This window comes from Actinoplanes sp. NPDC019969 (genome assembly GCF_055562375.1).
In genome coordinates this window covers 1-23,999 of sequence record NZ_JBVHFK010000017.1, presented here as the reverse complement: position 1 = coordinate 23,999, position 23,999 = coordinate 1, and the positions used below count along the sequence as shown (strand labels likewise).

At 71.8% G+C, this 23,999-nt stretch carries 16 protein-coding genes; 13 read left to right on the top strand and 3 right to left on the bottom strand.

All coding sequences use genetic code 11. From position 1 onward, the window contains the following. Nucleotides 1-77 precede the first annotated feature (77 nt). Both ACZ3II_RS38020 and ACZ3II_RS38015 read left to right on the top strand, forming a co-directional pair. Nucleotides 78-797: an ABC transporter ATP-binding protein gene (locus ACZ3II_RS38020; RefSeq protein WP_465524857.1), complete on the top strand. Its 720-nt coding sequence runs from the start codon at nt 78-80 to the stop codon at nt 795-797. After that, complete coding sequence (locus tag ACZ3II_RS38015; RefSeq protein ID WP_465524653.1) at nt 797-3,298, top strand: FtsX-like permease family protein; 2,502 nt, start codon at nt 797-799, stop codon at nt 3,296-3,298. The genes ACZ3II_RS38020 and ACZ3II_RS38015 overlap by 1 nt, the downstream gene beginning before the upstream one ends. Here the strand turns inward: ACZ3II_RS38015 and ACZ3II_RS38010 are convergent, their stop codons facing one another. Further along, on the bottom strand, nt 3,299-4,318 hold the full coding sequence (locus ACZ3II_RS38010; RefSeq protein ID WP_465524651.1) for an LLM class flavin-dependent oxidoreductase: 1,020 nt from the start codon (nt 4,316-4,318) through the stop codon (nt 3,299-3,301). Between the two features lie 252 nt (nt 4,319-4,570). Here ACZ3II_RS38010 and ACZ3II_RS38005 point away from each other — a divergent pair, with 252 nt between their 5' ends. Genes ACZ3II_RS38005 through ACZ3II_RS37995 form a run of 3 tightly spaced genes read left to right on the top strand, consistent with a single transcriptional unit; the run spans nt 4,571 to nt 9,302 of the window. After that, complete coding sequence (locus ACZ3II_RS38005) at nt 4,571-5,656, top strand: ricin-type beta-trefoil lectin domain protein (RefSeq protein ID WP_465524649.1); 1,086 nt, start codon at nt 4,571-4,573, stop codon at nt 5,654-5,656. Then, nucleotides 5,656-7,275 carry a glycoside hydrolase family 27 protein gene (locus ACZ3II_RS38000; RefSeq protein ID WP_465524855.1) on the top strand — a complete coding sequence of 540 codons (1,620 nt, stop codon included), beginning with the start codon at nt 5,656-5,658 and terminating at the stop codon, nt 7,273-7,275. Before ACZ3II_RS38005 ends, ACZ3II_RS38000 begins: the two co-directional genes overlap by 1 nt. Next, nucleotides 7,275-9,302 (top strand): RICIN domain-containing protein, encoded by a 2,028-nt coding sequence (locus ACZ3II_RS37995; RefSeq protein ID WP_465524647.1) that lies wholly within the window; start codon nt 7,275-7,277, stop codon nt 9,300-9,302. The genes ACZ3II_RS38000 and ACZ3II_RS37995 overlap by 1 nt, the downstream gene beginning before the upstream one ends. 16 nt (nt 9,303-9,318) lie before the next feature. Here the strand turns inward: ACZ3II_RS37995 and ACZ3II_RS37990 are convergent, their stop codons facing one another. Continuing rightward, the gene (locus ACZ3II_RS37990) at nt 9,319-9,957 is read right to left on the bottom strand and encodes a hypothetical protein (RefSeq protein ID WP_465524645.1); all 639 of its coding nucleotides are present in this window, start codon (nt 9,955-9,957) and stop codon (nt 9,319-9,321) included. A gap of 98 nt (nt 9,958-10,055) precedes the next feature. On the opposite strand from ACZ3II_RS37990, the gene ACZ3II_RS37985 reads away from it, so the two are divergent. Further along, entirely contained in the window at nt 10,056-11,510 is a 1,455-nt protein-coding gene (locus ACZ3II_RS37985) for a nitronate monooxygenase (protein WP_465524643.1), read from the top strand. Here ACZ3II_RS37985 and ACZ3II_RS37980 read toward each other — a convergent pair. Further along, nucleotides 11,465-13,579, bottom strand: a complete 2,115-nt coding sequence (locus ACZ3II_RS37980; protein WP_465524641.1) for an MMPL family transporter — start codon at nt 13,577-13,579, stop codon at nt 11,465-11,467. The two genes, ACZ3II_RS37985 and ACZ3II_RS37980, sit on opposite strands and share 46 nt — an antisense overlap. A gap of 115 nt (nt 13,580-13,694) precedes the next feature. On the opposite strand from ACZ3II_RS37980, the gene ACZ3II_RS37975 reads away from it, so the two are divergent. The 7 genes from ACZ3II_RS37975 (at nt 13,695) to ACZ3II_RS37945 (ending at nt 23,754) form a co-directional block, all read left to right on the top strand. Beyond that, complete coding sequence (locus ACZ3II_RS37975; protein WP_465524639.1) at nt 13,695-17,156, top strand: PQQ-dependent sugar dehydrogenase; 3,462 nt, start codon at nt 13,695-13,697, stop codon at nt 17,154-17,156. Between the two features lie 109 nt (nt 17,157-17,265). Continuing rightward, complete coding sequence (locus ACZ3II_RS37970; protein ID WP_465524637.1) at nt 17,266-18,801, top strand: FG-GAP repeat domain-containing protein; 1,536 nt, start codon at nt 17,266-17,268, stop codon at nt 18,799-18,801. Between the two features lie 85 nt (nt 18,802-18,886). Further along, nucleotides 18,887-20,446 carry a methyl-accepting chemotaxis protein gene (locus ACZ3II_RS37965; RefSeq protein ID WP_465524635.1) on the top strand — a complete coding sequence of 520 codons (1,560 nt, stop codon included), beginning with the start codon at nt 18,887-18,889 and terminating at the stop codon, nt 20,444-20,446. A gap of 9 nt (nt 20,447-20,455) precedes the next feature. After that, nucleotides 20,456-21,307, top strand: a complete 852-nt coding sequence (pdxY, locus tag ACZ3II_RS37960; RefSeq protein ID WP_465524633.1) for a pyridoxal kinase PdxY — start codon at nt 20,456-20,458, stop codon at nt 21,305-21,307. 76 nt (nt 21,308-21,383) lie between these two features. After that, the gene (locus tag ACZ3II_RS37955; RefSeq protein ID WP_465524631.1) at nt 21,384-22,193 is read left to right on the top strand and encodes a basic amino acid ABC transporter substrate-binding protein; all 810 of its coding nucleotides are present in this window, start codon (nt 21,384-21,386) and stop codon (nt 22,191-22,193) included. Beyond that, complete coding sequence (locus ACZ3II_RS37950) at nt 22,190-22,978, top strand: amino acid ABC transporter permease (protein ID WP_465524629.1); 789 nt, start codon at nt 22,190-22,192, stop codon at nt 22,976-22,978. The genes ACZ3II_RS37955 and ACZ3II_RS37950 overlap by 4 nt, the downstream gene beginning before the upstream one ends. Nucleotides 22,979-22,980: 2 nt before the next feature. Further along, nucleotides 22,981-23,754 (top strand): amino acid ABC transporter ATP-binding protein, encoded by a 774-nt coding sequence (locus tag ACZ3II_RS37945; RefSeq protein ID WP_465524627.1) that lies wholly within the window; start codon nt 22,981-22,983, stop codon nt 23,752-23,754. Nucleotides 23,755-23,999 lie beyond the last annotated feature (245 nt).

Below are 23,999 nucleotides of genomic sequence, written 5' to 3'. Positions count from 1 at the left end.
CGCCGGACGGCCCGCCGGACGAGACTGAGATCCGGTCGACGAGGGGGCTGAGCATGGGAAACACGGCTGCTGTCCGGATGGATGCGGTGACGAAGGTCTATGGCGGGCGCGGTGCGGCGGTCACCGCCCTGGACCGGGTCTCGTTCGCGATACCGGCGGAGACGTTCACCGCGGTGATGGGCCCGTCCGGGTCCGGCAAGAGCACGTTCCTGCACTGCGCCGCCGGGCTGGACCGGCCCACGTCGGGTTCGGTGTTCCTCGGCTCGGCCGGGTCCGACCTGGCCGCGCTGTCCGAGAACGATCTGACCCGGCTGCGGCGGGAGCGGATCGGCTTCGTGTTCCAGTCGTTCAATCTGCTGGCCGCCCTCGACGTACGGCAGAACGTCACCCTGCCGCTGCGGCTGGCCGGCCGCCGGGCGGAGCGCCGTCACGTGGACGACATCCTGCACCGGGTCGGGCTGGAGCGGCGCGACCGGCACCGGCCCGCGCAACTGTCCGGCGGCCAGCAGCAGCGGGTCGCCATCGCCCGGGCCCTGATCACCCGGCCGGAGGTGGTGTTCGCGGACGAGCCGACCGGCGCCCTGGACACCGTCACCGCGCGGGAGATCCTCACCCTGCTCCGGCAGACGGTGGACACCCTGGGCCAGACGGTGGTGATGGTGACCCACGACCCGGTCGCGGCGTCCTACGCCGACAACGTCGTCTTCCTCGCCGACGGCCGGATCTTCGAGAACGCGGGACGGCTCTCCGCCGACGAGGTCGCCGCCCGGATGACGATCCTGGGAGGGCGGTCCTGATGTTCCGGCTCGCACTGGCGACGCTCCGGGCCCGTAGGGGCTCGGCGATCGCCGGCTTCCTCGCCCTGTTCTGCGCCGCGCTGATCATCGCCGCGTGCGGTGTGCTGCTGGAGACCGGTGTCCGCGGGACGATCCCCGCGGAGCGGTACGCCGGTACGCCGGTGGTGGTCGCCGCCGACCAGCAGATCCGCTGGACCGAGACGAAGGTCAAGGACAAGGGCGACGGGGAGGTGAAGACCAAGACCAAGACGAAGGCCAAGGCGCTGAGCGAACGGTCCTGGCTGCCCACGTCCGTCGGCGACCGCCTGGCCCGGATCCCCGGCGCCCGGGTGGTCGAGGACCTGGTGTTCCCGGCCGGCCTGGCCGGTGCCGCCGGTCCGGCCGCCGGGCACGGCTGGTCGTCGGCCGCGCTCACCCCGTACGCCCTGGTGTCCGGCTCGGCGCCGCAAGCCGGGAACGACGTGGTGGTCGACGCCGGGCTGGCCGCCCGGGCCGGTCTGCGGGTCGGTGGCACCGTCGTCGTGCGGTCCACGTCCGCGCCGAAGACCTATCGGGTCGCCGGGATCGCCCGGCCCGAGGCGCCGGTGACGCAGCGGGCGGCGCTGTTCTTCGCGCCGGCCGAGGCCCGCCGCCTGGCCGGCCACGACGGCATGGTGGCGGCGTACGGCGTCTTCGATGTCAGCCCCGATCAGGTCGAGGCGGCGGTCGCCGGAACCGGGGCGGTGGTCTCGGCCGGCGCCGGGCGTGGCGCCGTCGAGTTCGCCGACGCCGCCTCGGCCCGGGTCAAGCTGACCAGCATGGGCGGCGCGCTGGCCGGCACCGCCCTGATCGTGGCGATGCTGGTGGTGGTCGGCACCTTCGCTCTCGCCGTGCAGCAGCGCCATCGGGAGCTGGCGATGCTGCGCGCGATCGGCGCCACACCCCGCCAGATCCGCACGATGATCAGCGGGGAGGCCCTGGTCCTCGGAGTGTTCGCGGCGATCCCCGGCGCGCTGCTGGGCATCCCGCTGGCGGGCGTGATCCGGGAGAGGTTCGTCGCGCTGGGGACGATCCCGGACATCCTGCGACCGGCGTACAGCCCGTTCCCGGTGATGGCCGCGATGGTGGCGACCGTCGGCGCCGCGTTCGTCGCGGCCCGGGTGACGGCCCGGCGCACCGCCCGGATCCGGCCCGCCGAGGCGCTGGCCGAGGCGGCGATCGAGCGGCGGGCGCTGGGGTCCGGCCGGACGCTGGCCGGCGCGGTCGCCGCGGTCCTGGCGACGGGCGTGACAGTGCTGCTGACGACGCTGCACACCGAACCCGCCGCGATGCCGGTCACCTACCTCTGCGTGCTGCTGTGGATGATCACGGTGTCGCTGTTCGGCCCGCGTCTGGCCGCCGGAGCCGTGGCGCTGCTGCGGGCGCCGCTGCGGGTGTTCCCGGTCGGCGGTTTCCTGGCGGCGCTCAACTCCGCCGCCAACACCCGCCGGGTGGCGTCGGTCGTGACGCCGCTGGCCCTGCTGATCGGCATGACCTCGACCATCCTGTTCGTGCCGGTGACGCTGAGCGGCGCCGCGGGCGAGGAGCTGAGCGCCGGTACGCGGGCCGGTCACCTGGTCGCCGCGAGCGACGGCGTGCCCACGCCGGTGGCGCGGGCGCTGCGCGGCACACCCGGCGTCACCGCGGTCACCGAGGTGCTGGAGACCACCGTCTGGGCGGGCCGGGACAAGCGGTCGGCGCGGGGCCTCAGCACGGCAGGCCTCACGCAGGCGATCGATCCGCTGGTGACGTCGGGATCGCTGGCGCGGTTCGGTCCCGGCACGATCGCGATGAGCGACCGGTCGGTGCAGGACCGGAAGGTCGGCGACCTGGTGCCGGTCACCCTGGGCGACGGCGTGCGGGCGGAGTTCCGGCTGGTGGCCGTCTACGGGCGCGGCCTCGGCTTCGGTGACGTGCTGCTCGCCCACGAGGACGTGGTGGGTCACGTCGACGACCCGCGGGCCCGGTCCGTGCTGGTCACGGGCACGGCGTCCGCGGACCGGCTGCGGGACGCCGTCCGCGATCACCCGGAGGTGACCGTGACCGGCCGGTCCGGGATCGAGGCGGCCCGGGCCGGCCGGGCGCAGGCGAACGCCGAGGTGAACCTGGTGTTCATGGGCCTGATCATCGCGTTCACCGCCATCGCGGTGGTGAACACCCTGGCGATGACGGTGACCGAGCGGATCCGGGAGTTCGCCCTGATGCGCCTGGCCGGCGCGACCCGGCGGCAGATCTTCGGCGTGCTGCACGGAGAACTCGGCGTGATCCTGGTGACCGCCGCGGTGCTGGGCACCGGCGCGGCGCTGCTGACCCTCGCCGGGTTCACCGCCGGGATGGTCGGCGCGGGCCTGCCGGCCCTCTCCGTCCCGGTGTACGCGGCGGTCCTTCTCGGCGCCCTCACGCTGGGCCTGGTGGCGACGGTGGTCCCCGGCCGGATGGTGCTGCGCCGGAACCCGGCCGAGGACATCAACGCGCGGGTGTGATCAGACGGTGGCGCCCAGGACGGCGGCGGCGGTCAGGCGTACCGACTCGAGGCGGTCGGAGATCCGGGTGGACTGGTGGGCGACGATCAGCTCGTCGGCCTGGGCCTCCTCGGCGAACGAGGTGAGGTACGCCCGGACCTCGTCCGGGGTGCCGACCGCCGCGTAGGTCAGCATCGACGCGAGCTGGCGGCCGTTCGGGGTGGCCAGGAACTCGTCGATCTCGTCGTCGGAGTATTCGACGGCCGGGCCGGCCGGGCGCGACAGCAGGCCGCGGACCAGGATCCGGCGGGTGATCGCGAACTGCTCCCGGGCCGACGCGGACGAGGCGGCGGCGATCACGTTCACCCCGGCGATCACGTACGGCTCGGCGAGCTGTTCGGACGGGGTGAACTCGTCGCGGTAGGCGGCGACCGCCTGGTGCAGCAGGCCGGGGGAGAAGTGCGAGGCGAAGGCGTAGGGCAGGCCGTACGCCGCGGCGAGCTTGGCGCCGAACATCGACGAGCCCAGGATGTACAGCGGCACGTTCGTCCCGGCGCCCGGGGTCGCCCGGACCCCCGGCACCCGGGACTCGTCGCCCAGGTATCCCTGCAGCTCCAGGACGTCCTGCGGGAAGCTCTCGGCGGACCGCGGGTCACGGCGCATCGCCCGCATGGTGACCTGGTCGCTGCCGGGGGCGCGGCCCAGGCCGAGGTCGATCCGGCCGGGGTACAGCGAGGCGAGGGTGCCGAACTGCTCGGCGATCGTCAGCGGGGCGTGGTTGGGCAGCATGATGCCGCCGGCGCCGAGCCGGATCGATGAGGTCTTGCCGGCGACGTGCCCGATCAGCAGGCTGGTCGCGCTGGAGGCGATCCGGGCCATGTTGTGGTGCTCGGCGTACCAGACCCGCTCGTAGCCGTGTCTCTCCGCGGCCTGTGCCAGGGCGACGGAGTTCTCGAAGGCCTGCGCGACGGTGCCGCCGGGCGTGATCGGCGCGAGGTCCAGGATCGAGAGGCGCGGCCGCGCCGGGAAGGTGCTCGTCATGGGAGTTCACAACATCCACCGGCCCGGGATCGTTCCGCCCGGTGCGGCAGAACACACCGCGACCGGCCGGCGGCTCTGCCGGTAACACCTTTTCCCGGTACGGATCTGACGTGATCTGAAAACGATTCCTTTGAATGTCGCGAAACATGCTGGCAATGTTCCAGTCCCGAGCTGTTAGCGCTCCCATCCCCCTTCCCCGACCTGCTCCATCGCCACCTGAAAAGCGGTGTGAGCGATAACGGAGGCACCCCCATGCCAACAGCAAGAAGACGGTTGCTGACGACCGTTCTCGCCGCCGCGCTGGCCGTCGCCGGCGCCCTCGTCCAGCCCGGCCCGGCGGTCGCCGAATCCAACGGCGGAACCCGCGTCATGCCGCTCGGCGACTCCATCACCGAGGGCACCCAGGTGCCCGGCGGCTACCGGATCGGCCTCTGGCAGCGGATGGCCGCCGGCGGATACCGGGTCGACTTCACCGGTTCCCAGTTCAACGGGCCGGGCCAGCTCGGCGACCACGACCACGAAGGCCATCCCGGCTGGCGGATCGATCAGATCTCCGCCAACGTCAACGGCTGGCTGGGCGCCCAGCGGCCCCGTACCGTGCTGCTGCACCTCGGTACCAACGACGTGCTGCAGAACTACAACGTGTCCGGCGCTCCGGGCCGGCTGTCGGCGCTGATCGACCGGATCACCGCCGCCGCCCCGTCGGCGGACGTCTTCGTGGCCACCCTCATCCCGCTCGCCAACGCCGGGCAGGAGGCCGCGGTCCGGACCTTCAACGCCGCCCTCCCCGGCATCGTGCAGAGCAAGGGCCCGCGGGTGCACCTCGTCGACATGCACGCCGCGCTCACCACCGCCGACCTGATCGACGGCATCCACCCGACCGCCACCGGCTACGACAAGATGGCCGCCACCTGGTACGCGGCGCTGCGCGCGGTGCCCGGCACGATCGGCGACCCGATCTCCGGCAGCGGCAATGCGCTGGTCGGCACGGCTTCCGGGCGCTGCCTGGACGTGCCCGGCTCCAGCACCACGAACGGCACCCAGCCGATCATCTGGGACTGCAGCGGCGCGGCGAACCAGCGCTGGTCCTACGACGGGCAGACGCTCCGGTCGCTGAACAAGTGCCTCGACTCGCCGACCGGCGCGGCGAACGGCGCGAAGGCGCAGCTGTGGGACTGCAGCGGCGCCACCAATCAGCGATGGGCGTACACCTCCGGCGGCACGATCCGCAACGCCCAGTCCGGGCTGTGCCTGGACGTCACCGGCACCGCGAACGGCACCGCGACCACCCTCCGGACCTGCACCGGCGGTCCCAGCCAGCTCTGGACGAGGCGATGATGAAGAGACTCGCGACGATGATCACCGCGATCCTGATCGCGGCCCTGCTTCCGGCCGGTGCGGCGACGCCCGCGCACGCCCTGGACAACGGGGTGGCCCGGACCCCACCGATGGGGTGGAACAGCTGGAACACGTTCGGCTGCAACATCAATGAGTCGCTGATCCGCGGCATGGCCGACGCGATGGTCAGCAGCGGCATGCGCGACCTCGGCTACCGGTACGTCGTCGTCGACGATTGCTGGATGAACCCGAACCGGGACTCCGCGGGCAACCTGCAGGGCGACCCCACCCGGTTCCCGAGCGGCATGAAGGCGCTCGGCGACTACCTGCACGCCCGGGATCTGAAGTTCGGCATCTACCAGGCGCCGCTGGACCGGACCTGCGCCCAGTACTTCGGCAGCTACCCCGGCGCCACCGGCAGCCAGGGTCACGAGGCGCAGGACGCCCGGCAGTTCGCCGCCTGGGGCGTCGACTTCCTCAAGTACGACTGGTGCTCACCGACCGGCTCGATCAACGACCAGGTCACCACGTTCGCCCGGATGCGCGATGCGCTGGCCGCCACCGGCCGCCCGATCGTCTACAGCATCAACTCCAACAGCATCCACGCCAAGACCGGGCCGCAGCGCGACTGGGGCGACGTGGCGAACATGTGGCGCACCACCGAGGACATCACCAACGCCTGGGACACCGGGCAGACCAACGGTTACCCGATGGGCATCAAGAACATCGTCGACGTCACCGTGCCGCTGGCCGGGTACGCCCGGCCCGGCGCCTTCAACGACCCGGACATGATGGAGGTCGGCCGGACCGGCCTGACCGACACCGAGCAGCGCAGCCACTTCGCGCTGTGGGCGATGATGGCCTCGCCGCTGATCGCCGGCAACGACCTGCGCTCGATGAGCACGGCCACCCAGACCATCCTGAAGAACCCGCGGCTCATCGCGATCAACCAGGACACCCTCGGGGTGCAGGCGACGCAGGTCTCGTACGACGGGACGCGCCGCGTGCTGGCCAAGCGGCTGGCCGGCGGTGACGTGGCGGTCGCCCTGTTCAACCAGGGCTCGTCCGCCACGACGATCAGCACCACCGCCGCCGCGATCGGGAAGTCCGGCTCGTCGTTCACCCTGCAGGACGCCTGGACCGGCGGCGCCACCGCGAGCACCGGAACCATCAGCGCGAGCGTGCCGGCGCACGGCACCGTCGTCTACCGGGTCAGCGGCGGCACCACCACGCCGCCGCCGCCCGCGAGCACGCTGGTCAGCGCCGCCTCCGGCCGGTGCCTCGACGTGCCGGACGGCAACACCGCCAACGGCACCCAGCCGATCATCTGGGACTGCAACGGCGGCGTGAACCAGCGCTGGGCCGTCAGCGGGCGGGCCCTGCAGGCGCTCGGCAAGTGCCTGGACGCCCCGATCGGCGCGACCGCCGGGTCGAAGGTCCAGCTCTGGGACTGCAACGGCGGAACCAACCAGCAGTGGACGATCAACACCGACGGAACCGTCCGCGGCGCCGCCTCCAACCTCTGCCTGGACGTCGATCGCAATCTCACCGCCAACGGCACGCCGGTTCTGCTGTGGACCTGCACCGCCGCGGCCAACCAGCGATGGAGCCGGGTCTGATGCTGAAGAGATCACTCGCCTCCGCCCTGACCGTCGTGCTCGGCGCGATGCTCGCCGCCGCCGTGGCCGCGCCGGCGTCCGCCGCGACGATCGACACCAGCGCCTCGTACGTGCTGGTCAACCGCACCAGCGGCAAGGCCCTGGACGTGTACAACCTGTCCACGGCCGACGGCGCGCGGATCACCCAGTGGACCCGTAACGACCAGGCGCAGCAGCAGTGGCAGTTCGTCGACTCCGGCGGCGGCTTCTACCGGCTCAGGTCGAAGCACTCCGGCAAGGTCCTGGACGTGTCCGGCCGGTCGACCGCCGACGGCGGTGCGATCGTGCAGTGGGCCGACACCAACGCCACCAACCAGCAGTTCAGCGTGCAGGACATCGACGGCTACATCCAGCTGATCAACCGCAACAGCGGCAAGGCCGTCGAGGTGCAGGGCGCGTCCACCGCCGACGGCGCGAACATCGTGCAGTACAGCGACTGGAACGGCGCCAACCAGCAGTGGCAGCTCGTGAAGCTGGGCGGGAGCACGCCCGGCGGCGGCACCTTCACCAACCCGGTGGTGTGGCAGGACTTCGCCGACGGCGACATCATCCGGGTCGGCGACGCCTACTACTACTCGGCCTCGACCATGCACTACTCGCCGGGCGCGCCGATCCTGCGCTCCTACGACCTGGTGAACTGGGAGTATGCCGGGCACTCGGTGCCGCGGCTGGACTTCGACTCGGCCGCCTACGACCTGACCGGGGGCCGGGCCTACGTCAAGGGCATCTGGGCGTCGGCGTTCAACTACCGGCCCAGCAACAGCACCTACTACTGGCTGGGCTGCACGGAGTTCAACCGCACCTACGTCTACACGGCGGCCGCCGTCGACGGGACCTGGAGCAAGAAGGCCCGGATCAACAACTGCTACTACGACGCCGGCCTGATGTTCGACAACGACACCCCGTACGTGGCGTACGGCAACGGCACGATCAGCGTCGCGCAGCTGTCGAACGACCTGACCTCGCAGGTCCGGTCGCAGACGGTCTACACCACGCCGTCGAGCATCGGCACCCTCGAAGGGGCGCGGATGTACAAGCGCGGCAACTACTACTACATCTGGCTGACCCGGCCCGCGAACGGCCAGTACGTCCTGCGGTCGACGAGCCCGTGGGGCCCGTACGAGCAACGCCAGGTCCTTCTCGATCTTCCCGGGCCGATCTCCGGAGGCGGGGTGCCGCACCAGGGCGGGCTCGTGCAGACGCAGGGCGGTGACTGGTGGTACATGGCGTTCACCGACGCCTACCCCGGCGGCCGGGTGCCGACGCTCGCGCCGATCACGTGGAGCAACGACTGGCCGGTGCTGACCACGGTGAACGGCCGCTGGGGCGCCACGTACCCGAAGCCGAACATCACCACCACGAAGACCGTCCGGCCGATGACCGGCCCGGACACCTTCACGAGTCCCGCCCTGGACCAGCGCTGGGAGTGGAACCACAACCCGGACACCAGCAGGTTCAGCACCGGCAACGGGCTGCGGCTGTCCACCGCGACCGTGACGAACGACCTGTACAGCGCCCGGAACACGCTCACCCACCGGATCCAGGGGCCGTCCTCGACCGCCACCATCGAACTCGACTACACCGGGATGGCCGACGGTGACCGGTCCGGCCTGGCCATGCTCCGCGACTCGTCGGCGTGGATCGGAATCCGCAAGGACAACGGCGTCACCCGGGTGTCGATGACCAACGGCCTGACCATGAACTCGTCGTGGGCCACCACCGGCACCGGCACGGAGGCAGCCGGCGCGACGGTCAGCGGCGGCCGGATCTGGTTGCGGGCCACCGCGGACATCCGGCCGGGCGCGGGGCGTACCGCCACCTTCTCCTACAGCACGAACGGCAGCACCTTCACCACGCTGGGGCCGGCGTTCACCCTCAACAACGCGTGGCAGTTCTTCATGGGTTACCGCTTCGGCATCTTCAACCACGCGACGCGGGCGCTCGGCGGCTCGGTCACGGTCCGCCGCTTCGACCTGACCACCCCTTGACGGTACGCGGCGCCGGTCACCGCCCGGCGCCGCCACCGGCGAGTTCGAGGATGTACGAGTCACCCCGGCGCTCGAAGCCCAGCCGCCCGTAATAGGGCGACCGCATCCCCGCCGGGGTGACGACCGTACGGCAGCCACGGTCGGCGAAGTAGCTGCTGCGCCGGAACACGAACTCGCCCGGGGTCAGATCCCGGTACCGCTCGGTGACGTAGTCGAGTTCCACCCGCGCCACCCCGTCAGCCGTCGCCTCGAAGATCACCACCCCGGCCACCTCGTCGACGTTCACCACCAGGAATGCCGCGGCCTCCCGCCGGTCCAGGCCGTCCCGGGTGAACCCGGGATTGAACCGCACGATGTCGTCGTGGTGGGTGCGCAGCAGGTGGGCCAGGAACCCGTCGTCGGTGCGCACCTCCACCACCTGGTACGCCTTGTCGTCGTGCCGGGTCGCCACGAGCCGTGCCAGGTACCAGATGTTGATCACCGCGAGCACGACGTTGAGCCCGACCATCGGCCAGACCGCCGCCGCCGTGTTGAACCCGATGAGCACCAGGCAGCCGAGCAGGTTGAGCACGCGCAGGCGCAGCAGGCGGCTCTGCAGCAGGGACCAGACGAGCAGCGCCGATCCGGCCCAGCCGATGATGTCGAGGAGTTCCACCTGCTCAGCCTAGATCCACAGGCGCGGGCCGGACGGGCCGGTTCCCCGGGACCTCCGCCCCTGACCCGGCCGGACGTTCGCCGGGCAGGCTGACCCTCATGCGGGAAGCGGCATTGCGGGACGGCGCGGACACGGCGGGCGATCCGCTGATCATTCAGGGCGGCATGGGTGTCGGGGTGTCCCACTGGCGGCTCGCCCGGGCGGTCGCCGCCGCCGGCCAGCTCGGCGTGGTCTCCGGGGTGGCCCTCGACGTGCTGCTCACCCGGCGCCTGCAACGCGGCGACCAGGACGGGCACATGCGGCGGGCGCTGGCGGCCTTCCCGGTTCCCGAGGTGGCGCGGGCGGTGCTGGACCGGTTCTTCGTCCCCGGCGGGCTGCCCGAGGGGAGACCGTTCCGGCCGCTGGCCCGCCCGGCGCTGCGGCTGCGCCGCCAGGACCGGCAGCTCGCCGTCGCCGCCGCGTTCGCCGAGGTGTTCCTCGCCAAGGAGGGACACGACGGCCCGGTCGGCATCAACCTCCTCGAGAAGATCCAGATGGCCAACCCCGCGATCCTGTACGGGGCCATGCTGGCCGGCGTGGACTACGTGCTGATGGGCGCGGGCCTGCCCACCGAGGTGCCGCGGCTGCTGGACCGGCTGGCCGAGCATCAGCCCGGGAGCCTGTCGGTGGCGGTGCACGGCGCTCCCGCCGAGGAGGAGCACCAGGCCGTGATCGATCCGGTCGACGTGATCGGCCCGGTCGGCGGGACGTTGCGCCGGCCGCGGCTGCTGGCGATCGTCTCGTCGGCCACCCTGGCGATCTACCTGGCCCGGGACCCGGTGACCCGCCCGGACGGTTTCGTGCTGGAGCGGCCGAACGCCGGCGGGCACAGCGCCCGGCCGCGCGGCAGGCTGGTCCTGGACGACGCCGGCGAACCGGTCTACGGCCCGCGGGACCATCTCGACGTCGCCAAGGTCGCCGCGCTGGGGCTGCCGTTCTGGCTGGCCGGCGGGCAGGCGAGCCCGGCGGCGCTGGGTGCGGCGCGGGCGGCCGGGGCGGCGGGCATCCAGGTCGGCACGGCGTTCGCCCTGTCCCGCGACTCCGGCATCGACGCCGTGTTGCGGCGGCAGCTGCTGGACCGGGCCGGCGACCGGACGCTGACCGTCCGCAACGACATCCGCGCCTCCCCGACCGGGTTCCCGTTCAAGCTGGCCGCGCTGCCCGGCACCACCGCCGACGAGCAGGTGTACGCCGACCGGCCGCGCCTGTGCGACCTCGGCTTCCTGCGTACCGTCTTCCGCCGCCCGGACGGCTCGGCCGGTTACCGCTGCCCCGCCGAGCCGGTCGCCGAGTACGTCCGCAAGGGCGGCGCGATCGAGGACACCGTCGGCAGTCGATGCCTGTGCAACGGCCTGGTCGCCACGATCGGGCTGCCGCAGCGGCGCGCCGACGGCTACACCGAGGCCCCGCTGGTCACCCTCGGCCAGGACCTGACGTTCCTGCCGCACCTGACCGCGTCCGGCGACGACTACAGCGCCGCCGACGTCGTCGGCTTCCTCCTCGGCCCACCGTGACCGCGCAGCCGCCGCAGCGGGGCGGGCGCCCACCAGTTCCACTCGCCGAGCAGGCTCATCATGGCCGGTAGCAGCAGGCCGCGGACGACGGTCACGTCGAGCAGCAGGGCCACGGCCATCGCGAAGCCGATCTCCTTGACCGCGATCAGGTCGCCCAGCAGGAAGCCGAGGAAGACCACGCCGATGCAGACCGCGGCGGCCGTGACGACCGGCCCGGACCTGGTGATGCCGGCCAGGACCGCGGCGTCGCCGGAACCGCCGGCCCGGTCCCGTTCCTCGGCGATCCGGGCGAGCAGGAACACCTCGTAGTCCATCGACAGCCCGAAGACGAACACGAACAGCAGCACCGGTGTGGTGACGTCGATCGCGCCCCACGACGTGAAGCCGAGCAGCGTGTCGCCGGCGCCCCACTGGAACACGACGACCAGGACGCCGAGGGTGGCGAGCAGGGTCAGCGCGTTCATCAGCAGCGCCTTGACGCCGATGACCACCGAGCCGGTCAGCACGAACAGCAGCGCCACCGTGGACAGCAGCACCACGAGCAGCGCGACCGGGAACCGCCCGGCGACCGAATCCCGGTAGTCGACCAGCTCCGCGGCGGCGCCGCCGGCGAGGGCGGGGAACGGCGGGTTCAGGGCGCGGATCGCGCGGACGGCGTCGCGGGACGGCGCGCCGGCGGTCGCGCCCTCCGGGGTGACGTCGATGACGGCAGCCGGTCCGGGGATGTCGGGGCGGGGCTGGACCCGTACCACACCCGGCAAGGTGTTGATCTTGTTGAGGTAGTCGCGGAACTCCTCGCTCGCCGGGTCGGCGCCCGCCACCACGACGATCGGGTCGGCCTGGCCGGCACTGAAGTCGCGCTGCACCGCCTCCTGCAGCCGGCGGGCCTCGGCGGAGGCGGGCAGCGCGCGGGCGTCGGAGTTCTCCAGGTTGACCCCGAGCAGGAACGGCAGCGACAGCGCCAGCAGCCCGGCGGACACGGCGAGCGCGACCGGCCCGGGTCTCCGCTGCGCGAACGCGGCGAGCCGGGGGAGCGGACCCGGCCGGGCCCGGCGCCGGGCGGGGATGCGGCGGTGGGCGACGGCGACGAGCGCGGGCACGGCGGTCAGCCCCGCCGCGGTGGCCAGCAGCACCGCGATCGCCCCGCCGAGCGCCATCGACCCGAGCAGCGGTTCGGCGAACGCCGACAGCCCGGACATCGTCACGGCGACGGCGAGGCCGGAGATCAGCACGGTACGGCCGGCGGTCGCCATGGTCCGGGCCAGCTGCTCCGCGACGCCGACGTCCGGGCCGGCGGCGCGTTCCTCCTGGAACCGGGCGATCACCAGCAGCGCGTAGTCGACGGCGAGCCCGATCCCGAGCAGCGTCACCACGTTCACGGTGAACTCGCCGACCCCGGTGACCATGGTCAGCCCGAACAGGCCGAGCAGGGTCACCGACACGGTGGCCAGCGCGGCCGCGAACGGGATCAGGCCCGCCACGACACCGCCGAGGATCGCCACCAGCACCACCAGCAGGACGGCGAGGGCGACCGACTCGCCGAACGCCGCGTCCGCGACGGCCTGGTCGGCGAACGCGCGTTCGGCCAGCTTCTCACCGCTGACCAGCACCTCCGGCGCGTCGATGCGGTGCAGCGCGGCGGCGACCGCGTCCTCGGTCCGCTCGCGTGCGGCGTCGTCCAGACCGCGGTCCAGCTCGACCCGGACGAGCGAGCTGCGGTTGCCGGCGCCGATCCGGCCGCCCGGCGCTCCGTACAGGTCCTCGACCCCGGCGACGCCGTCCATCCCGCGGATCTCACCGGTGACCGCGCTGACGGCGGCGACCAGCGCCGGGTCGTACACGTCGCGCCCACCGACGACGGCGACGATCATCGGGCCCTCCGGCTGCAACCGGTCCACCCACTCCTCGGCCCGCTGCGACTCGGCGTCCGGGCGCAGGCCGCCGGTGGTGGTGAGCCTGGCGTAGACCTGCCCGCCGAGGACCGCTCCGGCGGCCAGCAGGGCGAGCCAGGCGCCGAGCACCGGCCACCGCAAGCGGGCACAGGCACGGCCGAGGGCAGCCAACATCATCCGGACATGCAACCACGAACGCTGCCCGTCCATCGACACGGATCAGCCGGACGTACGGCCGATTGTGGCCGGATCGGCGGGCCGCCGGATCGCACCCTCCTTTTAGGATTCGGCAATGTCTCGCGGGGGAAAGCGCGCACTCGGTTGGCTCCTCACCCTGGTCACCGTGGTGGCGATGTCGTCGTTCGTCGGTTCGCCTGCCGCCACGGCGGTCGCGCTGCCGGCCGGTTTCCAGGAGCAGATCGTCTTCAGCGGCCTGAGCTCGCCGGTCGACCTGGAGTTCGCGCGGGACGGCCGCATCCTGGTCGCCGAGAAGGGCGGCCGGATCAAGGTCTTCGACGACCTCGCCGACACCACCCCGGCGGTGTTCGCCGACCTGTCGGCCAACGTGCACAACCAGTGGGACCGGGGCCTGCTCGGGATGGCCCTGGCGCCGGACTTCCCCGCCGACCCGTACGTCTACGTGCTCTACACCTACGACGCGCCGCCCGGCCGCACCGCCCCGGTGTGGAACGACGTCTGCGCCAACGCCAACGACGGGCGCTGCGTGGTCACCGGCCGCCTGTCCCGGCTGCGGGCCGACGGGAACACGATGACCGGCGCGGAGCAGGTGCTGCTGCACGACTGGTGCCAGCAGTTCCCCAGCCACTCGATCGGCGACATCGCCTTCGGCGCCGACGGCATGCTGTACGTGGCCGCCGGTGACGGCGCCAGCTTCAGCGCCGTCGACTACGGCCAGTTCCCGTCCGGCGCGCCCACCAACCCGTGCTCCGACCCGGCGAACGAGGGCGGCGCGCTGCGCTCCCAGGACATCCGCACCTCCGCCGACCCGGCCCAGCTGGACGGCACGCTGCTGCGGCTGGACCCGGCGACCGGCGCGGCCGCGGCCGGCAACCCGAACATCGGCGCCGCCGACCCGAACGTGCGCCGCATCGTCGCCAACGGGCTGCGCAACCCGTACCGGATCACCATGCGGCCGGGCACCAGCGAGACCTGGATCTCCGACACCGGGTGGAACACCTGGGAGGAGGTCAACCGGGTGACCGACCCGACCGCGGGCGTCACCAACTTCGGCTGGCCGTGCTGGGAGGGCAACGCCAGGCAGTCCGGGTACGACAGCGCCAACCTGCCGATCTGCGAGACCCTCTACACCGCGCCGGCGGGCGCGCACACCGCGCCGTTCGTCGCCTGGAACCACTCCAGCAAGCTGGTCGCGGGCGAGGCGTGCCCGACCGGCAGCTCGTCGTCGACGGGGGTGGCGTTCTACCCGGCGGCCGGCGGGTCGTACCCGGCCACGTACAACGGCGCGGTCTTCTTCGCCGACTACTCGCGCCGCTGCATCTGGGCGTCGCTGCCGTCCACCGCCGGCGGCCTGCCGAACCCGGCGAACCTGCAGACGTTCGTCTCGGACGCGGCGAGCCCGGTCGACCTGGAGGTCGGTCCCGGCGGCGAGCTGTACTACGCGGACCTGGGCGGCACCATCCGCCGGGTGCGGTACTTCCCCGGCAACCAGCCGCCGACGGCCGTCATCGACGCCACGCCGACGCAGGGCCCGGCGCCACTGACCGTGACGTTCAACGGCACCGGCTCCACCGATCCGGACCCGGCCGACGAGGGCCGCCTGCGCTACGCCTGGGACTTCACCGGCGACGGCACCACCGACTCCACCGCGGCGACCGCGTCGTTCACCTACACCACGGCCGGCTCGTACACCGCCCGGCTGACCGTCACCGACACGCTCAACGCCACCCACACCAGCACGATCGCCATCACCCCCGGCAACGAGGCGCCGACCGCGGTGATCGACACGCCGACCGTGGGCACCACCTGGAAGGTCGGCGACACCCTCGCCTTCACCGGGCACGCCACCGACCCGCAGCAGGGCCCGCTGGCCGCCTCCCGGCTGAACTGGGATCTGGTCATGCACCACTGCTCCGCCCCGGAGAACTGCCACGAGCACGCGATCCGCAGCTGGACCGGGGTGGCGTCCGGAACGTTCACGGCGCCCGACCACGAACATCCGTCCTATCTGGAGCTGAAGCTGGTCGCCACCGACCAGGAGGGCCTGACGCACACCGTGTCGCGCCGGCTCGACCCGGAGACGGTCGACCTGACCTTCGCCACCGTCCCGGCCGGGCTGCAGCTCACCGTCGGTTCCACGTCAGGGGTCACACCCTTCACGCGTACGGTCATCCAGGGCTCCGTCAACTCGGTGTCCGCGCCGTCGCCCCAGGGCGCGTCGACGTTCACCTCGTGGTCCGACGGCGGCGCGCCGACCCACGAGATCACCGCGCCCACCACCGCCACCACGTACACCGCGAACTACACGACCGCCCCGGTCACCCAGCGGATCGGCTACACCCAGGCCGGCGCCTCGCTGGACACCGGCGACGTGAACCACATGAACGGCTCCCGGTTCGTCACCGGCGCCGACCCGGCCACCGTCACCTCGATGTCGGTGTACATGCGGTCGGTGCAGGCGGCCCCGAACAACCAGTACCAGCTGGCGATCTACGCCGACGCGAACGGCTCGCCCGGCGCCCGGATCGCCACCAGCACGTCCGGCACGCTGACCGCGAACACCTGGAACTCCCGCCCGGTCACCGCGGCGCTCGCGGCGAACACGGCGTACTGGCTGATGTACAACACCAACGGCGACAACAACCTGAGTTACGACGCCGGCGCCGCGAACCAGGGCGCGTGGAGCGCGTCGACGCCGTTCGGCACCTGGCCGGCCACGTTCGGCACGTCCAGCCGGTGGAACGCGAAGTTCTCCATCTACGCCACCACCGGGGCGGACACCACCGCGCCGGCCGTCGTCGCCACCACCCCGGCCGGCGGCGCCACCGGGGTGTCCCCGGCCGCGCCGATCACCGTCCGGTTCAGCGAGGGCCTGGCAGCCGGCACCGTCACCGCCGCGAACCTGGAACTGCGCGGCCCCGGCGGCACGCTGGTGAACCGGGCCGTCACCTACGACGCGACCGAGCAGACGGCGACGATCACCCCGGCCGCGGCGCTGGCCGCGTCCACCGCGTACACGGTGACCGTGCGGACCGGCGTGACCGACGCGTCCGGCAACCCGCTCGCGGCGAACCACCAGTTCTCGTTCACCACCGCCGACCCGGCCGCCCCGCGCCTCGGGTACGACCAGATCGGTGGCACCCTGGACTCCGGCGCCACGAACTTCATGAACGGCTCCCGGTTCGTCAACGGCGCCTCCGCGCTCACCGTCAGCCGGCTCTCCGTCTATCTGCGGTCCGTGCAGGCGGCGCCGAACAACCAGTACCAGGTGGCGATCTACACCGATGCCAACGGCTCGCCCGGCACGCTCGTCGCGTCGAGCACGTCCGGCACGCTGACCGCGAACTCCTGGAACACCCGGCCGGTCACCGCCACGCTCGCGCCGAACACCGCCTACTGGCTGGTCTACAACACCAACGGCGACAACAACATGAGCTACGACACCGGTACGGCCAACCAGGGCGCCTGGAGCACCGCCACCCCGTTCGGGACCTGGCCGTCCACCTTCGGCACGGCCAGCCGCTGGACCGCCAAGTTCTCGATCTACGCCTCATGAAACCGGACAGCCGCCCCGCGGTTACTCCTTTCGGGTGATGGCCCGGGTGTGGCAGATTGGTGCGGCAGGCGGGCATCAAGCGGAGGTTCGGTACGACATGGTGCGTGTCATGAGGAAGCCGGGAACCGGCCTCGGGGTCGTGTCGGCGGTGACGATCGCGGCAGCGGTGCTGTCCCCGTCCACCCCGGCGCAGGCGGCCGCGCTGCCGGCCGCCGCCCGGCTCGCGAGCCAGGTCCCGTGCCAGGCCGGCCCGGTCACCGCGACCGACCGGGAGATCGCCGACCAGCTCCGCCCGTCGATGACCGGCCCGCGCCTCGGCTCGGCGATCAGCGGCGACAGCATCGCCTGCGCCCGCGCGATCATCGCCGCCGTGCAGGCCCGCGGGCTCGGCCCCCGCGCGGCCGTCATCGCGATGACCACCGCGATCGCCGAGAGCACCCTGCGCAACAGCACGGTCGCCACCGACCACGACAGCGTCGGCCTGTTCCAGCAGCGGCCCTCGCAGGGCTGGGGGCGGGTCGACCAGCTCGTGGACCCGAAGTACGCCACCGACGCCTTCCTCACCTCGATGCTGCGCTTCTACCCGGACAACCGGTGGATGACCGCCGACGTCGGCGCGGTCTGCCAGACCGTGCAGAGGTCGGCGTTCCCCGCGGCGTACGGCAGGGAGGCGCCCGACGCCGACCTGATCGTGTCCCGCCTGTGGTACCAGCAGCCCGCCCCCGCGCCGGCCGGCGCGACCCCGGCGACCCCGGCCCCGGCGCAGCCGAAACCGTCGGCGAGCACCGCGCCGTCCGGGCCGTACCAGAAGCCCCTGATCGTCGCCGCGACCCAGCTCGGCCTTCTCGACGGACAGCACGAGCTGGCGCTGGCCGACTGGAACGGCGACAAGCACCCCGACCTGATGGTGGTCAAGGGCGAGGGCACCGCCACCGGCAAGACCGAGGTCCGGATCATGGACGGGGCGACCGGTTTCTCCGCGCTCCTGGTGACCGCGACCACCGCCCTCGGCGCCACCGACGCCCGGCACACCTACGCGGTGACCGACTGGAACAGCGACGGCCGCCCCGACCTGATGGTGGTGCAGAAGTCCGGCACCACCAGCGGCCGCACCGAGGTGACGATCCTCGACGGGGCGTCCTCGTTCCGGCAGATCCTGCTGCGGAGCGACACCGCGGCGCCCGGCACCGACGACCGCTACCAGTTCGCCGCCACCGACTGGAACGGCGACGGCCGCCCCGACCTGCTGATCACGCAGACCTCCGGCACCGTCAGCAACCGGATGGAGATCCAGGTCCTGGACGGCGCCGCCACCTTCCGGAAACACCTGCTCCCGGTCACCGCCACCCGCGAACCCGTGAGCACCGCCCACCGGGTGCTGGTCGCCGACTTCAACGACGACCGCCGCCCCGACCCCGTGGTGATCCAGAAGGCGGGCACCGCCGACGGCCGCACCCAGGTCCGGGTCCTCGACGGCGCGAACCCGCAACGCTCCCTGCAGACCGCCGACACCGCGCCGGGCGCCACCGCCCACCTCGACATCCTGATCATCCAGTGGAACGGCGACAAGCGCCCCGACCTGATGATGGTCCAGAAGACCGGCACCGCGAGCGGCCGTTCCGAACTCGTCGTTCTCGGCGGCTGACGAAGTTGCCTCAGTCCCGGCGTCCCGATGCCGACATTCGGGATAGTGCGGGATCGGCCGCACTCTTCAGCGCCGGGAGTGTGTAATGCCGCGTCTTGCCGACCTCAGCGTGGGGCGAAGGCTGTCGTCGATCGTGGTCATCGGCCTGGCCGTGGCCGGGGCGGTGACGACCATGGGCGTACGGTCGCAGACCGACCTGACCAGCCAGGCGGAGACGCTGCGCGCCTACACCGCCACCAAGGCCGCGCTGAACCACCTGGACACCCGCGAGAGCGAGCTGAAGGTCGACGCCTACCGGGCCGCGCACGGCGACGACACCACCGGTGACGCCGCCGACGACGTGGTCTCGGCCGCCGAGGCCCTGGCCGCCGCCAGCGCGTACGACCTGCCCGGCGGGGTGGACGCGCAGATCGACGACGTGGCGTCGAGCGTCGAGGCGTTCAGCGACTTCGTGACCGGTTTCGTGGCCGGCGCGAAGAAGAACCCGGCCGGCGTTGACGCCCGCTACGCCGACATCGCCGCCCAGAACAGCATCGTCGACGACAAGCTGGAAGCCATCCACGAGCAGCTGGACGGCGAGATCGTGCTGCAGCAGACGGCGATGGCCGACACCCGCGACTCGGCCCGGTTCTGGATGCTGCTGACCTGCGTGCTCGGCATGATCTGCCTGGTGCTGCTGTCGGTTCCGCTGGTCCGGTCGATCCTGCGGCCGGTCCGCCGGGTCGCGCAGATGGCCGCCGCCCTGGCGAAGGGCGACCTGACCCAGCAGAGCGGGATCACCGCCCGCGACGAGATCGGCACCATGGCGACCGCCCTGGACAGCGCGGTCGCGACGCTGCGGACGGCGATGCAGGACATGGCAGCGAACGCGGACACCCTGGCCGGCGCGGCCACCGAACTGTCCGCGACCAGCTCGGAGATCGCCGGCGCCACCGAACGCACCAACACGCAGACCACGAACGCCTCCGCCGAGGCCGTCGAGATCTCCCGCAACGTGCAGACCCTCGCCGCCGGCGGCGAGGAGATGAACGTGTCGATCCGTGAGATCGCCGAGAACACCAGCCGGGCGGCACAGGTCGCCGGGCAGGCCGTCGCCGAGGCCACCATGGCGACGCGGAGCATCGAACGGCTCGGCGCCTCGTCCGCCGAGATCAGCAACGTGGTCCAGCTGATCACGTCGATCGCCGAGCAGACCAACCTGCTCGCCCTGAACGCGACCATCGAGGCGGCCCGCGCGGGGGAGTCCGGCAAGGGCTTCGCCGTGGTCGCCTCCGAGGTCAAGGAGCTGTCCCAGGAGACGGCCCGGGCCACCGAGGAGATCGGCAAGCTGGTCGCCGCGATCCAGACCGACACCGGCGGCGCCGTCGAGGTGATCAACCGGATCAGCGAGGTGATCGCCGCGATCAACGACTACCAGACCACCATCGCCAGCGCCGTGGAGGAGCAGACCGCCACCACCACGGAGATGTCGCGCAGCATCGCCGAGGTCGCCGCCGGCGCGGAGCGGATCGCCGACAGCATCGCCGAGGTGTCCCGGGCCGGCGACACCGCCGTCGACGGGGTCAACCAGACCAACCAGGCCAGCACCGAGGTCGCGAACACCGCCGAGCACCTGCGTGTCCTCGTGGGCTCGTTCCGTGTCTAGGGTGGCAACATGAAGGTTCTGTCCATCCAGTCGGCAGTGGCCCACGGCCACGTGGGTAACTCGGCCGCGGTGTTCCCGCTGCAGCGCATCGGCGTCGAGGTCGTCCCGGTGCACACGGTGAACTTCTCCAACCACACGGGCTACGGCGCCTGGCGGGGCCCGCTCATCCCGCCGCCGGACGTGGCGGAGGTGCTGCTCGGCGTCGAGGAGCGGGGCGTGTTCCCACAGATCGACGCGGTGCTGTCGGGTTACCAGGGCGGCGCGGGCATCGCCGACGTCATCATCGACGCGGTGCGCCGGGTGAAGGCCGCCAACCCTGACGCGGTGTACGCGTGCGACCCCGTCATGGGCAACGCCAAGTCCGGGTGCTTCGTCGCGCCGGAGATCCCGGTCCTGCTCCGGGACCGGGTGGTGCCGGTCGCCGACATCATCACCCCGAACCAGTTCGAGCTGGGCTTCCTGACCGGCACCGAGCCGGCGAGCCTGGAGTCGACGCTGGAGTCCGCCGACCTGGCCCGGGCGATGGGCCCGTCGACGGTGCTGGTCACCAGCGTGGAACGGCCGGACCGGGCGGAGGGCACGATCGAGATGCTGGTGGTGGACGCCGCCGGCGCCTGGATCGTCAGCACCCCGCACCTCCCGTTCAAGGCCAACGGCTCCGGTGACGTGACGGCCGCTCTGTTCACGGCGCACTACGTGGGGACGGGCAGCGCGGCGGTGGCCCTGGAACGGACGGCGTCCAGCGTCTTCGACCTGATCGAGACCACCTACAAGTCCGGTGAGCGGGAGCTTCAACTGATCCAGGCGCAGGAGTTCTACGCCGCGCCGCGGATGCAGTTCACGGCCGAACAGGTTCGCTGACGATCTCACCCCTGCCATATCGGCCACAGTGGATTAATCTGTGATGGTTCGCTGAGGCCGGGCGGGGGAGAGACGCATGAGCATGATCGGACATAGGCGTGGTGTCGTGATGGTGATCGCCACCGCGATGCTCGCGGCGGGCTGCGCCAAGGAGGACAAGGGCGGCGCCACCGAGAGCGGTGTGCCACTGATCAAGGCGGGGACGCTCACCACGTGCACCCACCTGCCGTACGCGCCGTTCCAGTCCAAGGACCAGAGCGGCAAGGTCGTCGGTTTCGACGTGGCGCTGATCGACCTGGTCGCCGCCAAGCTCGGCGTGACCCAGGAGATCGTCGACACCCCGTTCGAGGGCATCAAGTCCGGCGCCGACCTCAACTCCGGCAAGTGCGACGTCGCCGCCGCCGGCATGACCATCACCGAGGAGCGCAAGAAGGTCCTCGACTTCTCCGACCCGTACTTCGACGCCACCCAGGCGCTCGCCGTCACCACCGGCAAGACCGTCAAGACCCTGGAGGAACTCGCCGGCAAGCGCCTCGGCGTGCAGGGCGGCACCACCGGCGAGGACTACATCAAGAAGCAGGTCGCGGAGAAGAAACTCGACATCGAGGTGGTGTCGTACCGGGACCTCGCCGCCCTGCAGCAGGCGCTCGCCACCAACCAGGTCGAGGCCGCCGTCAACGACCTGCCGGTCTGGAACGAGTACATCAAGGCCAACCCCGGCAAGGTCGAGGTCGCGGCCGGCTTCGACACCGGCGAGCAGTACGGCTTCGCCGTCAAGAAGGGCAACGCCGCCCTGCTCACGACCGTCAACGAGGCGATCGCGGCGTCCCGCGCGGACGGCACGTACGACAAGATCTACTCGACCTGGATCGGCGCGAAGCCTTGAGCCCACGCCGCCGGCGGCAGGTCGCCCGCATCGTCGGCTACGTCCTGTTCGCCGGGGCGGTGCTGGCCGTGGTGGCCGCCGCCGACTGGGGACGGCTGGCCGACGCGTTCTTCCGGCTCGACATCGCCTCCGGGATGTTCCCGGAGGCGATCACCGTCGCGCTGCGCAACACCATCGCGTACACGCTGCTGGCGTTCGTCTTCGGCCTGACGCTGGGGCTCGCGCTCGCGCTGATGCGACTGTCGTCGATCCTGCCGTACCGCTGGTTCGCCGCCGCGTACATCGAACTGTTCCGGGGACTGCCGGCGCTGCTCGTCCTCTTCATGGTCGGGTACGGCGTACCCCTCGCCTTCCCGGACCGGGAGATCCCCGGCGGCGTCTACGGCTCGGTGACCGTCGGCCTCGGCCTGACCGCCGCCGCCTACATGGCCGAGACGATCCGCGCAGGCATCCAGGCCGTCCCCCGGGGTCAGCTCGAGGCGGCCCGCACGCTGGGCATGTCGCACACCCGCGCGATGATCTCGATCATCCTGCCGCAGGCGTTCCGGATCGTCATCCCGCCGCTCACCAACGAGATCATCCTGCTCACCAAGGACACCTCCCTGGTGTACGTCCTCGGCGTCACCGCCACGACCATCGAGCTGACCAAGTTCGCCGGCGACACCCTCAACACCCGGGTCAACCCGACCCCGCTCGTCGTCGCCGGCCTGCTCTACCTGGTGATCACCCTGCCGCTGTCCCAGCTGGTCCGCGGGCTGGAACGCCGGGCCGGAAGGGAGAGATGACCATGTCGACCATCGAGATCAGCGGCCTGCACAAGTCGTTCGGTGATCTGGAGGTGCTGCGCGGCATCGACCTGGCCGTCGAGCCCGGTGAGGTCGTCTGCGTCATCGGCCCCTCCGGGTCCGGCAAGTCCACCCTGCTGCGCTGCGTCAACCTGCTCGAGGAGCCCACCTCCGGCTCGATCCGGGTGGCGGGCGTCGAGGTCACCGACCCGGACTGCGACATCGACGCCGTACGCCGCGGCATCGGCATGGTCTTCCAGCAGTTCAACCTGTTCGGCCACCTCACCGTCCGGGAGAACGTCACGATCGCCCAGCGCCGGGTCCTCAAGCGCAGCCGTGCCGAGGCCGACCGGATCGCCACCACCAACCTCGAACGCGTCGGCCTCACCGAGAAGGCCGGCGCCTACCCCGCCCAGCTCTCCGGCGGCCAACAGCAGCGCGTCGCCATCGCCCGCGCCCTCGCCATGGACCCGCAGCTGATGCTCTTCGACGAGCCGACCAGCGCCCTCGACCCGGAACTCGTCGGCGAGGTCCTCGCGGTCATGCGCGGTCTCGCCGCCGAGGGGATGACGATGCTGGTGGTCACGCACGAGATGGCGTTCGCCCGCGAGGTCGCCTCCCGCGTCGTCTTCATGGACGCCGGCGTCATCGTCGAGCAGGGCCCACCCGAGGAGGTCTTCGGCCGCCCTCGCGAGGAGCGCACGCGTTCATTCCTGCACCGCGTGCTCGACCCCGCGCACGTCACCGAGTCCGAGATCTTCCGGGGTACGGAGTAAGCAGTGTGACGTGGGTCGCGGACCCTCGATTTGATGCCGTGGCGGGCGATGAGTAATGTTGTCCGGGCCGCCAGGGAGACGGGCGAGCGAATGGGACCGATCATCGGGCCCGGAGCGGCCGTCCTGGAGGATCCCACTTCAGTTTTCGGCTCTGTTGAATTCGGTTGCGAAACGCGGATTTGACACGGCGGAAACGGCGGGTAAAGTAGAGCGAGTGCCCCGGAGGAACGGGCCGCGGAATGCGG

What these genes read in the sequence shown, in the direction of transcription:
- ACZ3II_RS38020 (WP_465524857.1), top strand. Translation starts at nt 78, where the DNA reads ATGGATGCGGTGACGAAGGTCTATGGCGGGCGCGGTGCGGCGGTCACC.
- ACZ3II_RS38015 (WP_465524653.1), top strand. Translation starts at nt 797, where the DNA reads ATGTTCCGGCTCGCACTGGCGACGCTCCGGGCCCGTAGGGGCTCGGCG.
- ACZ3II_RS38010 (WP_465524651.1), bottom strand. Translation starts at nt 4,318, where the DNA reads ATGACGAGCACCTTCCCGGCGCGGCCGCGCCTCTCGATCCTGGACCTC.
- ACZ3II_RS38005 (WP_465524649.1), top strand. Translation starts at nt 4,571, where the DNA reads ATGCCAACAGCAAGAAGACGGTTGCTGACGACCGTTCTCGCCGCCGCG.
- ACZ3II_RS38000 (WP_465524855.1), top strand. Translation starts at nt 5,656, where the DNA reads ATGAAGAGACTCGCGACGATGATCACCGCGATCCTGATCGCGGCCCTG.
- ACZ3II_RS37995 (WP_465524647.1), top strand. Translation starts at nt 7,275, where the DNA reads ATGCTGAAGAGATCACTCGCCTCCGCCCTGACCGTCGTGCTCGGCGCG.
- ACZ3II_RS37985 (WP_465524643.1), top strand. Translation starts at nt 10,056, where the DNA reads ATGCGGGAAGCGGCATTGCGGGACGGCGCGGACACGGCGGGCGATCCG.
- ACZ3II_RS37980 (WP_465524641.1), bottom strand. Translation starts at nt 13,579, where the DNA reads ATGATGTTGGCTGCCCTCGGCCGTGCCTGTGCCCGCTTGCGGTGGCCG.
- ACZ3II_RS37975 (WP_465524639.1), top strand. Translation starts at nt 13,695, where the DNA reads ATGTCTCGCGGGGGAAAGCGCGCACTCGGTTGGCTCCTCACCCTGGTC.
- ACZ3II_RS37970 (WP_465524637.1), top strand. Translation starts at nt 17,266, where the DNA reads ATGAGGAAGCCGGGAACCGGCCTCGGGGTCGTGTCGGCGGTGACGATC.
- ACZ3II_RS37965 (WP_465524635.1), top strand. Translation starts at nt 18,887, where the DNA reads ATGCCGCGTCTTGCCGACCTCAGCGTGGGGCGAAGGCTGTCGTCGATC.
- pdxY (WP_465524633.1), top strand. Translation starts at nt 20,456, where the DNA reads ATGAAGGTTCTGTCCATCCAGTCGGCAGTGGCCCACGGCCACGTGGGT.
- ACZ3II_RS37955 (WP_465524631.1), top strand. Translation starts at nt 21,384, where the DNA reads ATGAGCATGATCGGACATAGGCGTGGTGTCGTGATGGTGATCGCCACC.
- ACZ3II_RS37945 (WP_465524627.1), top strand. Translation starts at nt 22,981, where the DNA reads ATGTCGACCATCGAGATCAGCGGCCTGCACAAGTCGTTCGGTGATCTG.